The 14,278-nt window shown below is 62.9% G+C and carries 12 protein-coding genes; 4 read left to right on the top strand and 8 right to left on the bottom strand.

All coding sequences use genetic code 11. The annotated features are described in order from the left end of the window. Positions 1-33: 33 nt before the first annotated feature. The 3 genes from E8Q41_RS05850 to E8Q41_RS05840 all read right to left on the bottom strand — a co-directional run bounded on the left by E8Q41_RS05850 (position 34) and on the right by E8Q41_RS05840 (position 3,580). Positions 34-1,695, bottom strand: coding sequence for a thiamine pyrophosphate-binding protein (locus E8Q41_RS05850; protein ID WP_137154585.1), 1,662 nt, complete (start codon positions 1,693-1,695; stop codon positions 34-36). A 53-nt stretch (positions 1,696-1,748) separates the two neighbouring features. Continuing rightward, positions 1,749-2,561, bottom strand: a complete 813-nt coding sequence (locus E8Q41_RS05845; RefSeq protein WP_246660094.1) for a tellurium resistance protein TerC — start codon at positions 2,559-2,561, stop codon at positions 1,749-1,751. Between the two features lie 62 nt (positions 2,562-2,623). Then, complete coding sequence (locus E8Q41_RS05840; RefSeq protein ID WP_137154584.1) at positions 2,624-3,580, bottom strand: alpha/beta hydrolase; 957 nt, start codon at positions 3,578-3,580, stop codon at positions 2,624-2,626. A 226-nt stretch (positions 3,581-3,806) separates the two neighbouring features. On the opposite strand from E8Q41_RS05840, the gene E8Q41_RS05835 reads away from it, so the two are divergent. The 4 genes from E8Q41_RS05835 to metF all read left to right on the top strand — a co-directional run bounded on the left by E8Q41_RS05835 (position 3,807) and on the right by metF (position 8,406). Further along, on the top strand, positions 3,807-4,520 hold the full coding sequence (locus tag E8Q41_RS05835) for a ribonuclease (RefSeq protein ID WP_170976376.1): 714 nt from the start codon (positions 3,807-3,809) through the stop codon (positions 4,518-4,520). Between the two features lie 114 nt (positions 4,521-4,634). Then, the gene (ettA, locus tag E8Q41_RS05830; RefSeq protein ID WP_137154582.1) at positions 4,635-6,284 is read left to right on the top strand and encodes an energy-dependent translational throttle protein EttA; all 1,650 of its coding nucleotides are present in this window, start codon (positions 4,635-4,637) and stop codon (positions 6,282-6,284) included. A gap of 204 nt (positions 6,285-6,488) precedes the next feature. Continuing rightward, positions 6,489-7,508 (top strand): metalloregulator ArsR/SmtB family transcription factor, encoded by a 1,020-nt coding sequence (locus tag E8Q41_RS05825; protein ID WP_137154581.1) that lies wholly within the window; start codon positions 6,489-6,491, stop codon positions 7,506-7,508. 1 nt (position 7,509) lies between these two features. Next, positions 7,510-8,406 (top strand): methylenetetrahydrofolate reductase [NAD(P)H], encoded by an 897-nt coding sequence (metF, locus tag E8Q41_RS05820; RefSeq protein ID WP_137154580.1) that lies wholly within the window; start codon positions 7,510-7,512, stop codon positions 8,404-8,406. A gap of 386 nt (positions 8,407-8,792) precedes the next feature. Here metF and E8Q41_RS05815 read toward each other — a convergent pair whose 3' ends face one another. From E8Q41_RS05815 to E8Q41_RS05795, 5 genes are all read right to left on the bottom strand, one after another. Further along, a complete protein-coding gene (locus tag E8Q41_RS05815) occupies positions 8,793-9,737 on the bottom strand; it encodes a DMT family transporter (RefSeq protein WP_137154579.1) in 945 nt (314 codons plus the stop codon). Positions 9,738-9,807: 70 nt separating this feature from the next. After that, positions 9,808-11,028 carry a lytic murein transglycosylase gene (locus E8Q41_RS05810; RefSeq protein WP_137154578.1) on the bottom strand — a complete coding sequence of 407 codons (1,221 nt, stop codon included), beginning with the start codon at positions 11,026-11,028 and terminating at the stop codon, positions 9,808-9,810. 114 nt (positions 11,029-11,142) lie between these two features. Then, positions 11,143-11,925: a GH25 family lysozyme gene (locus E8Q41_RS05805; RefSeq protein ID WP_137154577.1), complete on the bottom strand. Its 783-nt coding sequence runs from the start codon at positions 11,923-11,925 to the stop codon at positions 11,143-11,145. A 170-nt stretch (positions 11,926-12,095) separates the two neighbouring features. Continuing rightward, positions 12,096-12,761, bottom strand: coding sequence for a class I SAM-dependent methyltransferase (locus tag E8Q41_RS05800; protein ID WP_137154576.1), 666 nt, complete (start codon positions 12,759-12,761; stop codon positions 12,096-12,098). Then, positions 12,758-14,008, bottom strand: coding sequence for a DUF3419 family protein (locus E8Q41_RS05795; RefSeq protein WP_137154575.1), 1,251 nt, complete (start codon positions 14,006-14,008; stop codon positions 12,758-12,760). Before E8Q41_RS05795 ends, E8Q41_RS05800 begins: the two co-directional genes overlap by 4 nt. Positions 14,009-14,278 lie beyond the last annotated feature (270 nt).

Here is a 14,278-nt window from a genome sequence, read left to right as displayed (position 1 = left end):
CGAAAGCGCGGCGCACAGTATTGTCTGGGTTGATCAGCCTCTGGCGGCTTCGCGGATCTGGGTTAGCGTGCGCGTCGGCGTGATGGCTTCCGGATCGAGAATCACTTCGATGATCGCCGGCTTGCCGCTCTCGCGCGCCCTGAGATAGGCGGCGGCGAAGTCCGACGTCTTCGTGACCTTCTCGCCATGCCCGCCGAAGGCGCGGGCATAGTCGGCGAAATCCGGATTGGTGAGGCCGGTGGCCGAGACGCGGCCGGGATATTCCCGCTCCTGATGCATGCGGATCGTGCCATAGATGCCGTTGTTCACCAGCACCACGATGATGGGGAGATTGTAGCGCACGGCGGTGGCGAATTCCTGGCCATGCATCATGAAGCAGCCGTCGCCGGCGAAGCAGACGACTTCGCGCTCGGGGAAGGCGGCCTTGGCGGCCACGGCGGCGGGCAGCCCATAGCCCATCGAGCCCGAGGCCGGCGCCGCCTGCGTCGCAAAGGCCTGGAAGCGGTGGAAGCGGTGCAGCCAGGTGGCGTAGTTGCCGGCGCCGTTGGTCATGATGGCCGTTTTCGGCAGATTGTCCTCGAGCCAGGACATGATCGGCCCCATGGCGACCTCGCCGGGGCCTTCCATCGGCGGCGTCGACCAGGCGAGGTAGTCGGCGCGCATGGCCTTGGTGCGTTCGGACCAGCCGACAGGCGCAGTCGGGGCAACGCCCGCGAGCGCTTCGACGAAGCTGGTGGGATCGGCGTTGATGGCGAGATCCGGACGATAGACGCGGCCGAGCTCGGACGAATCGGGATGGATGTGGACGAGAGTCTGGCGCGGATATGGAATGTCGATCAGCGTATAGCCCGAGGACGGCATTTCCGAGAAACGGCCGCCGAGCATGATCAGCAGATCGGCGTTCTTGACCGCGTCGCCGAGCTTGGGGTTGACGCCGATGCCGACATCGCCGGCGTAATTCGGATGCGCATGATTGAACAGCATCTGGCGGCGGAAAGAGACGGTGACCGGCAGATCCCAGGCTTCGGCGAAGGACTGGAAGGCGGCGACGGAGGTCTCGTTCCAGCGGGTGCCGCCGAGAATGACCAGCGGCCGCTCGGCTTTTTCCAGCCGCGCCTTGAGGTCAGTGATCTGGCTGGGCGCGGGATGGGTGGCGACCGGCTGATAGGGGCGGGCGTCCGCCGCCTCGACCAGATCGGTCAGCATATCTTCCGGCAGCGACAGAACGACGGGACCGGGGCGGCCCGAGGTCGCCACCGCAAAAGCGCGGGTGACGAATTCCGGAATGCGGCGGGCGTCGTCGATCTCGCCCACCCATTTGGCGAATTCGGTCAGGGCGCGACGATATTCGACTTCCTGGAAGGCTTCGCGTTCGCGGGCGTCGCGCTGGACCTGGCCGATAAACAGGATCATCGGCACGGAATCCTGCCGGGCCACATGCAGGCCGGCGGTGGCGTTGGTGGCGCCGGGGCCGCGGGTGACCATGCAGATGCCGGGCGCGCCGGTGAGGCGCCCCCAGCAATCGGCCATCATCGCCGCGCCGCCTTCCTGGCGGCACACCATCACGTCGATCTCGGCGTCATGCAGCGCGTCCAGCACCGCAAGATAGCTCTCGCCCGGCACGCAGGCGATACGCTTCACGCTATTGGCGACAAGCGCCTCCACGATCAGTTGGCCGCCGGTCTTCTTGGTCATCGCGCACACTCTTCGTCAGCTTCAAGGGAGCCGAGAAGGCGCGCGCGACGCCGTCAATGGTTGTTGCGCTCCTGCTCGGCCAGGATGCGCTTCTGATAGCGGCCCTGGATGATTTCGACAATGATCAAAGTCACCAGCACAAAGTAGAATGTCGACTTCGCCATGGGCTCGACCGGATAGCCGAAGAAGGACAGATGGGCGAGGTGGCCGCCTTCCGACATCAGCATATAGCCGACCAGCAGCAACACGAAGAGGCCGAGCACCTCATACATGCGGTTTCTCTTGAGGAAGTTCGACACCGTATCGGCCATCACCACCATCAAAACGCCCGAGACGATGATGGCGGCGGCCATGACGATGAAATTATGCGTCAGCGCCACCGCCGACAGCACCGTGTCGAAGGAGAAGACGATGTTCATGATCAGGATCATGGTGAGCGCGGAAGCGACGCTGCGGCGGGCGGCGCGGGTGGCGTTCTCCTCCGCATGCGGCGCGCCGATCATGTGGTAGATCTCCTTGATCGCCGTGTAGATAAGGAAAACGCCGCCGAACAGCACGATCAACGAATGGCCGCTGATCGCTGCGCTGAAGAAGCTGGTATGCGCCTCCCAGAGCGGCGCCTGGAACGTATCGATCAGTTTCAGCACCACGAAGAGCAGCGCGATGCGCAGGCCGATCGCCAGAATGATGCCGGTGCGGCGGACATAGGCCTCGCGGGCGGGGTCGACCTTCTTCGCCTCGATCGAGATGTAGAGAAGATTGTCGAAGCCGAGCACGGTCTCGAGCGCGGTCAGGATCAGGAAGGTGATCAGGCTTTCGAAGGTGAAGAGGTTTTCGAACATCGGCAAAGGGTCCCCATCGGCCATTTTGTCGCGGCCATTGATAACGGTCCGGCTCGTGAAGGCAAGCTGCGGCGGCAAGGAAAAGATTATGCAGCGCGATCGGTTCCCGGCTGTTTTGCGGAAAATGCGGCGTCGAGCCAGGCGACGAAATTCCGCATGGCTTCCTCGCGCCCGATTTCGTTCAGCGTTTCATGCCGCATGTTGCGATAGATGGCCGTGGTGACGCGACGGGCGCCTGATTTTTTCAGACGCTTTTCCAGCCAGAGCATGTCCGCTCCATTGTTTGTCGCGGGATCTTCGCCGCCGCCGACCAGATAGATCGGTAGATCGGCGGGGAGTCGCGCCAGCCGCCTGAGCTCGCCGCCCTGCCGCGACAGCGTCATCAGATCGAGCCACATCGACACCGAAGCGGCGAAGCCGCAGAGAGGATCGGCGACATAGGCGTCGACCTCAGCGGCGTCGTGGCTCAGCCAGTCGAAATCGGTGCGGGCCCGCGGAATGTTCCTGGCCCAGACGTCGAACGTGGCTTTCGGCCCGATCATGCTCGGCACGTCCGAGCCCTTGAAGAAGCGTTCGGCCTTGATCGCCAGCACGCCGAACGCGCCGGCTGCGCCGGGATTGAGCTTGCTGTTGAACACGGCCAAGGCCGCGTAATCCTGCGGGCGCTGCTGCGCGGCGTTGATGGCGATCATGCCGCCCATGGAGTGTCCAAACAGCGCGACCGGCAGATCGGGATGCCGCTCGGCTGCCAAAGCGCGGACTGCGGCGACATCCTCAAGCACGATCGCGCTGCCGTTGCGCGCCGCAAACCGCCCTTGCGGGGCGTCGGGGGCGGTGGTGGCGCCATGGCCGCGATGATCATGGGCGTAGACGTGATAGCCGCGCGCGGCGAGGAACGCGGCGAAGCGTCCATAGCGTCCGGCATGTTCGGCGAGGCCGTGGCAGATCATCACCACGCCGCGAACCGGGCCGCTTGCGCCGACGCTGCGCAGCGCGATTTCGGCGCCGGCGCGGCCGATCGATTCTATCCTGTCGAATGCCATATCTCGCTCCCCGGGCGATTGCAGCGCCTGTTGAGGCTCCCGTCTATCCTGACGCAAAAAAAAATCCAATCCGAGTCAAATCGTTAACGGTTGCATATGGTTTTTGATTAAGTTCAGAATTGAAAAATCCCTCGATGTATTCATTATGTTCCCTAAGTGTTCATACGGATTTTAGGAAACTGTCATGTGCGAGCGCAAAATAAATTCAAGGATCGTTAATATATTGATGATCTTACTCCTGTTTTCCGTTGGTCCGCTCGCTGCGGCGGAAACGCAGACCACGGAGAAAACGGTGATGGCGCTGGGGCTCTCCTGGCATTCCGCCTTCTGCGAAGGTCAGCGTAAGCGACCGGAATGCGCCGAGACATCCTCTCAAGCGCCGTCGGCGCGGCAATTTTCGCTGCATGGTCTCTGGGTGCTGCGCAAGACCTATTGCGGCGCGCCGGACACGTTGAAGGCGGCCGACAAGGCCGGCGACTGGACCAAGATGCCGGCGCTGGCGCTGTCGCCGGACCTCGCCAAGAGCCTTGCCGAGAGCATGCCGGGCGTCGCTTCTGGGCTCGACCGGCACGAATGGGTGAAGCACGGGCTTTGCACCGGCGGGCTCGCCGAGGATTACTTCCGGACGGCTTTGAGCCTGACCGCCGAGGTCAATCAGTCGGCGGTGGGGACGCTGTTCTCGTCCAATATCGGCAAGACGCTCGACGAGGCTGCGATCAAGGCGGCCTTCGACGAGGCGTTTGGTCCCGGAAGCGGCGACAAGGTGAAGATGCGCTGCCGCAAGGACGGCGGCCGGCGCTTGATCTCCGGTCTCTCGGTCGGGCTCGGCGGCGAGAAGGAGGGAGAAAAGGGGCTTGGTCTCGCCACGCTCATCAAGCGGGCCAAGGCCACCAAGTTCGGCTGCCCCTCGGGCGTCGTCGACGCGGCGGGCCTGCAATAGACGGACCGGGTGGCGCGCCCTGGCCTGGGGGCGACGGCAAATCGACATTGCCCCTGAACGGGATTTGCCCTACATAGCCCGCAATTCCCGAAATCCGTTCGTCGAGGTTATCGCATGGCGCGTCAATTCATCTATCATATGTCGGGGCTCACCAAAGCCTACGGCGCCAAAAAGGTGCTGGAGAATGTTCATCTCTCCTTTTACCCGGACGCCAAGATCGGCATCCTCGGCCCCAACGGCGCCGGCAAGTCGACGATCCTCAAGATCATGGCCGGCCTCGACAAGGAATATACCGGCGAAGCCTGGATCGCTGACGGCGCGACCATCGGTTATCTGCCGCAGGAACCGCAACTCGACCCCAACAAGACCGCGCTCGAAAACGTGATGGAAGGCGTGGCCAAGAAGACGGCCATTCTCGAACGTTACAACGAACTGATGATGAATTATTCCGACGAGACCGCCGACGAAGGCGCCGCGCTCCAGGACATCATCGACGCCCAGAACCTCTGGGATCTGGAGCAGCAGGTCGAAATGGCCATGGACGCGCTGCGCTGCCCGCCTCCGGACGCCGACGTCACCAGCCTTTCGGGCGGCGAGCGCCGTCGTATCGCGCTCTGCAAGCTGCTGCTGTCGCAGCCCGACCTGCTTCTGCTCGACGAACCGACCAACCATCTGGACGCCGAGACGATCGCCTGGCTCGAAAAGCATCTGCGCCAATATCCCGGCGCCGTGCTGATGATCACCCACGACCGCTACTTCCTCGACAATGTCACGGGCTGGATTCTCGAACTCGACCGCGGCCGGTCCATCCCCTATGAGGGCAATTACTCGGCCTATCTGCAGGCCAAGGCCAAGCGCATGCAGCAGGAAAATCGCGAAGAAGCCACCCGACAGAAGGCGATCGCGCGCGAGCAGGAATGGATTGCATCCAGCCCCAAGGCCCGCCAGGCCAAATCCAAGGCGCGTATCCGCTCCTATGAGGAACTGGTCGACGCGGCTGAAAACCAGCGTCCCGGCGATGCGCAGATCATCATTCCGGTCGGCGAACGCCTCGGCCAGGTGGTCATCGAAATGGATGGCGTCTCCAAGGGCTATGGCGATCGTCTTTTGATCGAAGGCCTGTCGCTGAAATTGCCGCCGGGCGGCATTGTCGGCGTGATCGGCCCGAACGGCGCCGGCAAGACGACGCTGTTCCGCATGATCACCGGCCAGGAAACCCCTGACGCCGGCTCGATCCGCATCGGCGAGACCGTGCATCTCGGTTATGTCGACCAGAGCCGCGACGCGCTCGACCCCAACAAGACGGTCTGGGAAGAAATTTCCGGCGGCGCCGAAGTGATCAAGCTCGGCAAGCATGAGATGAATTCGCGCGCCTATTGCTCGACCTTCAATTTCCGCGGCGGCGATCAGCAGCAGAAGGTCGGCAATCTCTCGGGCGGTCAGCGCAATCGCGTCCACCTCGCCAAGATGCTGAAGTCCGGCGGCAATGTGCTGCTGCTCGACGAACCGACCAACGACCTGGACACCGAAACGCTCGCGGCGCTCGAAATCGCGCTCGAAAACTTCGCCGGTTGCGCCGTGATCATCAGCCACGATCGCATGTTCCTCGACCGTCTGGCCACGCATATCCTGGCCTTCGAAGGCGACAGCCATGTGGAATGGTTCGAGGGCAATTTCGAGGATTACGAGCAGGACAAGGTTCGCCGGCTTGGTCCCGACGCCCTCAATCCGAGCCGGGTCACCTATAAGCGCCTGACGCGCTGAGACCTTCTCTCTGGACGTTTCGGAACCCCCGGCTCGCGCCGGGGGTTTCTTTTTGCGTGGACGCCCGAACTTGACGCGCGTCAGGTCGCCGGTTTCCCGTCGCGGAAGTTATACGGAAAGTTTTCTCCGCGCGTCGTTTGATTTTCCGCTTGCGCCACCGATAAAAACATATAAAGATATGTTTATGTCTTGATTGGGTGATGCATGGTCGACAATAGCGGTTTCTCGCTGAACAGTCTGGTGGAAATTCTCAAGGCCTCGGCCGAACCGACGCGGCTGCGTCTGCTCGTGCTCTTGTCCTCGGGCGATCTCACCGTCAGCGATCTTACCGAAATTCTCGGCCAGTCCCAGCCCCGCATTTCCCGTCACCTGAAACTCCTTGCCGAAGCGGGTCTGATCGAGCGCTATCAGGAAGGCGCCTGGGCCTGGTTCCGGCTGCGTCGCGACGGCGAGAGCGCCCAGCTGACCCGCAAGATCATCGAAAGCGCCTCCGGCGCCGACGCCGTCATCACCCGCGACCAGGCGCGCCTGTCTCAGGTCCGCGCCAGCCGCGCCGAGAAGGCCAGCGAATATTTCAGCCAGAACGCCGAGGGCTGGGATCAGCTCCGCAAGCTGCATGTGGCCGAGGCGAAGGTGGAAGCGGCGCTGCGGTCGATGGTCGGCGCGCGCCCGGTCAACGCCTTTCTCGATCTCGGCACCGGCACCGGCCGGCTGTTGCAACTGTTCGAAGGCCTTTACCGCACCGGCACCGGCGTCGACGCCAGCCGCGAAATGCTGGCGGTGGCCCGCGCCAATCTCGAAAAGGCTGGTCTCGCCAAGGCGACGATCCGGCTCGGCGACATTTTCAACCTGCCGCTCGAAAGCGAGAGCTATGACCTCGTTTCGATCCACCAGGTGCTGCACTTCCTCGAAAATCCCGAACTGGCGCTGGCGGAGGCGGCACGAATGCTCAGGCCGGGGGGGCGGCTCGTCGTGGTCGACTTCGCCCCTCACGGCCTCGACAGTCTCCGCAGCGAACATCACCACGCCCGCCTCGGTTTCTCGCATCAGCAGATGTCCGATTGGCTCGAAGAGATTGGTCTCGACATTGTCGAGGTCAAGGACCTGACCCCGGAAACGGCGGGCGAGGCATTGACCGTGACCATATGGCTTGCCCGCGACCGCCGCATTGAAATCGCCGCCGACAGCGTTGCCGCGCTCTCGGCCACGAGCAGGAGATCCTGACATGACCAAATATTGCCGCGACATTGCCCTGTCCTTTGAATTCTTCCCGCCGAAAAACGCCGACGCCGCTTCGCATTTGTGGGATGCGGTCGACGATCTCAAGAAGTGGCAGCCGGAATTCGTCTCCGTCACCTATGGCGCCGGCGGCACCACCCGCGACACGACGCTCGGCACGGTGTCGACCATTCTGTCCGAGCACGGGCTCGACGCCGCCTCGCATCTGACCTGCGTCGGTTCGAGCCGCGAGGAAGTCCGCCAGGTGGTGGCCGATCTCAAGAAGGCCGGCGTCCGCCGCATCGTCGCGCTGCGCGGCGATCCGCAGGGCGGGCTGGGCAACGCCTATGTTCCACATCCCGAGGGTTACGCCTATGCGTCGGATCTGGTGGCCGGACTGGCCGAGATCGGCGGGCTGGACATCTCCGTCTCCGCCTATCCCGAGCGCCATCCGGAAAGCCGGGATTGGGCTGCGGAAATCTCCAATCTCAAGCGCAAGGCCGATGCCGGCGCGACGCGCGCGCTGACGCAGTTCTTTTTCGACAACGATCTCTATGAGCGCTATGTCGAAACCGCTCGCGCCGCCGGCGTCACGATCCCGATCGTGCCGGGCATCCTGCCGATCCAGAACCTGGCGCAGGTGCAGCGTTTCGCCGCCCTCTGCGGCGCAAGCGTCCCCGATTTCGTCGTTCAGACGCTGGGTCCGGTCGAAGATCATCCCGAGGAGCGTTTCCGTCGCGCCGCAGAACTCGCCGCGAACCAGGTTCTGGATCTCATCCGTCGCGGGGTCGACCAGTTTCATCTTTACACGATGAACCGGTCGGCGCTGACGTCCGAGGTCCTGCGCCTGTCGGGCTTCGAGCCGGCGCGGTTCGAAACGCCTGCGCTCACCATCGCCGCCTGAGCGGACATCACCAAATGAAAGAGGCGCCGGTTCGTGAGATCCGGCGCCTTTCAAATACCGTCAGGGCCGTTACGTTCGGCCCGTTAAAGCGCGTCTTGTCAGATGAACAGCATAACGCCGACGAACAAGAAAGCCGCGCCGACCAACACCATATTGAGGGATTGAGTAATTCCCATGCTCGAACCTCCTGCTCGTGTTGACGGGGTCAGTTAAGCGCGTTTTTCCGGCTCTGGAAAGCGGAAATTATGACGCAGTGCGGCGAAATAAGGCGCGCGGGCAATAATCCACAGATCCAACTCCATGAAATTCATAGATTTTCACGATTTCACATTTTTTTCACAGAGATGACTGAAAGCTGAAGATAAGCGCCATCTTTACCATTAATTTTAAGGGGTTGTGGCGCGAGCTGCGCGGCGCTGCACAAAGGAGGCGAGTCTTCCGTCCAGCACCACGAGGCCGAGAGCGATCACCGCCATGCCCGCCCATTCCACCCATTCCAGCCTTTCGCCCAGAAAGACCATCCCGAGCAGGATGGCGCTCGGGGGCACGAGCAGCGTGACCAACGACGCATTGGTGGCGCCCGCCAGCGCGATGATGCGGAAGAACAGGATATAGGCGAAAGCGGTTGAGACCAGCGCCAGCGCCAGCATGGCGGCGAGCGCGCCCGCGGGCGGCACGGGCAGTGTCCAGGGCTGGTCGACGCCGAGCGCTATCGGGGCCATGATCAGCGTCGAGGCGGTCAACTGGCCGGCGGCGATCGCGGTCGGATCGACGCCGCGGAACCGTTTGCTGAAGATTGCGGCGAAGCCGTAGGAGACGGCGGCCAGCAAGGGCAGGGCCAGCGCCCAGAGCGGCGCATCCGCGCCTGCGCCCAGATGCGGGGAAAACAGCAGCACCGCGCCGACCAGACCGAGAATGACGCCTGCAGCTTTCCGGGGCGTCATTTTTTCGTCCCGGGTCGTCATATGCGCGATCAACACGGTCCAGACCGGTGTGGTCGCATTGAGAATCGAGGCGAGGCCTGCGCCGATATGGGTCTGGCCGATGAAGATGAAACTGTGCGGAATGGCGTTGTTCAACAGGCCCAGCAGCAGAAACGATCCGGCGCGGTTCCGCAGCGTGGCGTAGAAGCCGTTGCGGCCGCGCAGATAAATATGCAGGGCGAGCGCCGCGATTACGAAACGGGACAGCGCCAGCGTCAGCGGCGGCACATGCTGCACGGCCACGCGGGCAAAAAAGAAGGAGCCGCCCCAGAGCAGCCCCAACAGGATCAGAAGCGCCCAGGCGAGGGGCGATATGGCGGACTTTTGTACAGCGGCTGTATTCGCCATCGCGACCTCTCCAGAAATTGTATCGTAGGAGAGGTCTAGGCGAGAGCAGCGGCTTCCGCCACCCGAAAAATCAGAGCGCGTTCAGGAGAGCGGGGGTCGCCCAGCCATCGGCCGGCATGCCCAGCCGCTGCTGTTCCTTCTGGATGGCGATGCGGGTGCCGCCGCCGAGAATGCCGTCGATCTTGCCGACGTCATGGCCGAGCGCCTGTAGCTTGGTCTGCAACGCCTTCATGCTGTCGGTGTCGAGGCCCGGTTCGGGATTGCCCTTCACGTAAGGCGGCGCGCCGGCGAGCCGCGTGGCGAAATAGGCCGCCGACGTCGTGTAGATGAAGGACTTGTTCCATTCGAGATAGATGGCGAAATTCGGATAGGTCAGGAAGGCGGGTCCGAAGCGGCCCTGCGGCAGCACCAGCGCTGCGTCGAGCTGGCCGAAATTCGTATTTCCGTCGCGGGGCGTCACGCCGAGCGCGAACCAGTCCTGCGCCTTCAGGTTGCCGCCCAGGCCGCTCTTCTCGAACGGCACATTGTCCGGCAGCGTGACCTCTTGGATCCAGGGCTCGCCCTTGCGGAAGCCGAGGCTCTGGATGAAGCGGGCGGCGGTGAGGATGACGTCGTCGTCGCTCTTCTTGAGGTTGACATGCCCGTCGCCGTCGCCATCCGTGCCATAGGCGATGATGTCCTTGGGCAGCATCTGCACCATGCCGATTTCGCCCGCCCAGGCGCCGGTGTTGGTTTCGGGATCGAGATCGCCGTCGGCGACCATCTTGATGAGAGAGATCAGCTGCGGACGGAAAAGCTCGGGCCGGCGACAATCATGGGCGAGCGACACCAGTGCGTTGCGGGTGTTGAAATCGCCCTGCACGGCGCCGAAATCGGTTTCCAGCGCCCAGAAGGCGGTGATCACCGGGGCGGGGACGCCGTAATCGGCTTCCGCCTTGGCGAAGGTCGCGGCGTGGTCCTTCATCTTGCGGCGACCGATGTCGAGACGGGCCTGACTGACGACGCGCTTGGAGAATTCGAGGAAGGTCTGGCGGAACACGCCCTGGCCGCGGTCCATCGACAGAACCTTCTTGTCGATCCGGGCGCCGGCGAGCGCCTCGTCGGCGGCTGCGGCCGGAATGCCCTGCGCCACGGCTTCCGCCTTCACCCCATCGAGAAAGGCGGTGAGATCGCCGCCGCAGGCGACTGCGGGCGCGGCCGGCTGAGCGGGTTCTGCCGTCTGGGCGAGAGAGGGGAGGGGCGTGAGCGCGGTCAGCGCGCAGAAAAGGGAAGCGGTCAGCGATCGCTGCATGATGAACCTTCCGAAAGAGCAAATTCGCGAAAGGTTTTTCAGAGAATTATGGCGGATGCAAGCCAATTCCGGCAGGAGCGGCCGACGTGGGAGAACGCCGGCCGGGCGCTTCGATTACATTTCGGCGACGGCGGTCAGCCAGTTGCGCCAGTTCTTGGCGGAACCCGCGAAGACATTGATGTCGGTGTCGCCCTTGATGCCGGGAATGCGGCCGGTGCTGGTGTATTGCCAGAAGGCCCAGCGACGATCGGTGTAGATGTTGTTGGGGTGATCGGCGACGGCGCGCAGCCAGAAGTGATAGTTCTTGAACTCGCCCACTAGGATGTCGCGATGGAAGTCGACCGTGGTGTAGATGATCGGGCGCTTGCCGTAATGGGCTTCGAGCCGGTTCAGGAAGCGTTGCAATTCCTGCACGGCCGTGAGCTTCGACGGGCGATAGCGGCAGTTCTTGGATTCGCCGTTCCATTCCACGTCGAGCACCGGAGGCAGCACCATGGCCGCCTTGGGCACATTGGCGATGAACCAGTCGGCCTGCTGGTCGGCCGTCGAGCAGAAATAGTAGAAGTGATAGGGCGCTGGCGGAACGCCGGCGGCCTTGGCGGCGCGCCAGTTTTCATGGAAGCGATTGTCGAGATTGTCCTTGCCTTCCGTCGCCTTGATGAAGGCGAAGGCGACTCCGGAGCCCCGCACCTGGCGCCAATCGATGTCGCCGTTCCATTTGGACACGTCGATGCCATGGATCGGGTGATGATGCGGAGTCTTCGGCCCGAAGTCCTGCGGGTCCATGTCCTGAAAGCGCGGCGGCACGGAAGCCGTTTCCACAAGGTCGTACTCGACAGACGAGCATGACGCCATCGCAAGCAGCAAGGGCATGACGAAAAGCGCGAAGCGACGCATTTTTCCCCCGATAAGACGCAATACACAAGCCCCTGCCGCTTCCCGTTTCCCACGTCAGCTCAGGGCGTAAGCGCCGATCCTGCGGCATCATCGTAAAGAATCGGTTAGTTTCCAAGCGGAAATTGCATCTTTCGGCTTGCGCCTCGCTTTCGGTGAGGCGCATTCGCGGCTCAGCCGCGCGAGCGGCGGATGATCGCCCGCCAGGCATAGCCGCGCCTGAGCGATGAAAACTCGAAATCGCATTCTTGGGAAAGGGCGTGTCGCTCCATCGCAGCCCGCAGATTTGCGCGCGGCGAGACATGGAAGCGGCCGAGCCAAGCGAAGAGCAGCGCGCGGAATGGCGCAGGCAGGCCTTCCTGCTGACCGAAATCCACGATATGCAGCGAACCGCCTGGTTTCAACGCCCGGACGCATTGCTCGATCGTGCGTTCCCATTCCGGGATCATCGACAGCGCGTAGGAGACGAGAATACGATCGAAACCCGCCACCCCGAATTCGGCAGGTGAGAAGCGCGCCGCATCGGCGAGGCGAAGCACGGGCGCCGGCATGCCCTCGACCGTCAGAGACTTTTCGGCGCTCGCCAGCATTTCACTCGATATGTCGAGGCCGAATTGGCGGATGCCGGGATAGTGCTTTGCCGCCAGCGCCAGATTGCGGCCGGTGCCGCAGCCGACTTCCAGAAGGCTCTGCCGCGCTGTCATCGTCAATCCCCGGATCGTCTCGTCGCGGCCGAGCAGATAATATTTGCGGGTCAGATCGTAGATATGGCGCTGATGGCGGTAGATGTCGTCCATCAGGCTGGAATGATTGCGATTGGCGAGTGTCTGGTCGGTCATGGCGTCTTCTCGTAGATGTGGAAGCCGCCATAGATGGCGGAGCGGTCCTTGCGGCCGAGCGCCAGCGATTTGTCTTCGAGATAGCGCCAGGCGGCGTCAATCTCGGAGGCGAGGCGTCCGGCGACGATGCTCTTTTCGGCGGCGGTGCGGAAGATCACCCGCGCGCCGGGACGGGCGGTGCGGGTGATCTCGCGCCAGAGCGCGTTCACCTGTTCGTCCGTCATCCAGTCCTGCGCGTCGAGCAGCACATAGCGGTCCATGCTCTCAGCCGCTTTGCCTTCGAGGATATGCACGACATTGTCGTGATGCAGCGCGACGCGGTCGAGATTGTCGCGGATCGCCGCATAGTTCTCGAACGCGAGATAGGGCGGCAGCTTGCCTTCGGCCGGGGAGGGGTAGCGCCGTGCGAAAGCCTGCCAGGCGAAGTAATTGTCTTTGAGCGGGAAGTGGCAGGCCAGTTTCTCCACCCGTTCGCGCAGCACGCCTGCGAGCGTCTTCTCCTCGGTCAGGCTCGCCAGTTCGTCGAACTGGCGCGGCGGAATGCCGAGGCCGAAGAGCGAGCTCTTTCGCGCCGTGATCCAGCGCACCGCCTTGCGGTCGAAAACCGGGGCGATGCGGCGTTCGAACACGTCGCGCTGTTCTTCCAGGGTGCGGGCCTGCATCAACTCGTTGAGATCGACGCCATAGAGACGGGCGGCGATGTGGCTTGCGCCGATGAAGCGGCCGAGCAGTCCCGTGCGGTAGAAATTGCCGTTGAACACTTCGATGCGGCGCTTGCCGTTGAGGCGGCGGCCTTCCCAATAGCGGCGGCTCTTGGCGTCGAGATGGGGGGCGATGAAGCGGTCGTAGGCGGCGCTGTTGGCGCGCTCGTTGGCGGCGCCGAAGAAGCGCATCACGTCCGAATGTCCGGGCAGATGCCGGAAGGCGGCGATCTTCAGGCGGTTGAGCGCGATATGGCTGGCGTTGAGATCGGCGACGTCGATGCTCTGCGGTCCCCTGGCGAGATAGGTGAGCATGTTGCAGCCGCCCGAGGCGATGGTCAGCAGACGGTGATGCGGCTCAAGCTCCATGGCTGCGAGATCGACGTCCGGGTCCTCCCAGATCTGCGGATAGACGAGGCCAGAAAAGAGCAGGCCGAAGATTCGCTCCGAAATGCCATCGAGGCTCAGGGCCCGATGCTGAAGAAGAGCTCCCTTCAATCGCTCGTCCAGGCCGATGCGTCGCTTGCGGATGATGGCGTCGATCATGTGCAATCCCCTCGATCCAACGGATGCGTAGCGAATATTGCAAATGCGCGACGGTTTGATGACGGAGATTGTGGGAACTTGGCCCGATTTGGGCCGGCAAATGCGGATTCCGTTTACCGCAAGTTAAGACTTGGCCGCTAACTTCTGATTCATCACCAGGAGCGGCGAACATGATGTTGCGAACGTTTCTGCCGAGGATGTCTCAGCGATATGCTTTCGCTGGCTCGGCAATTGGGGCGTTACTGCCCATAATCGGATTGACGGCGGAAG

This window comes from Rhizobium sp. FKL33 (genome assembly GCF_005222915.1).
Taxonomy (GTDB): domain Bacteria; phylum Pseudomonadota; class Alphaproteobacteria; order Rhizobiales; family Rhizobiaceae; genus Rhizobium_E.
Note: the sequence above shows the minus strand (reverse complement) of the source record. Positions and strands in the feature narration are given on the sequence as shown.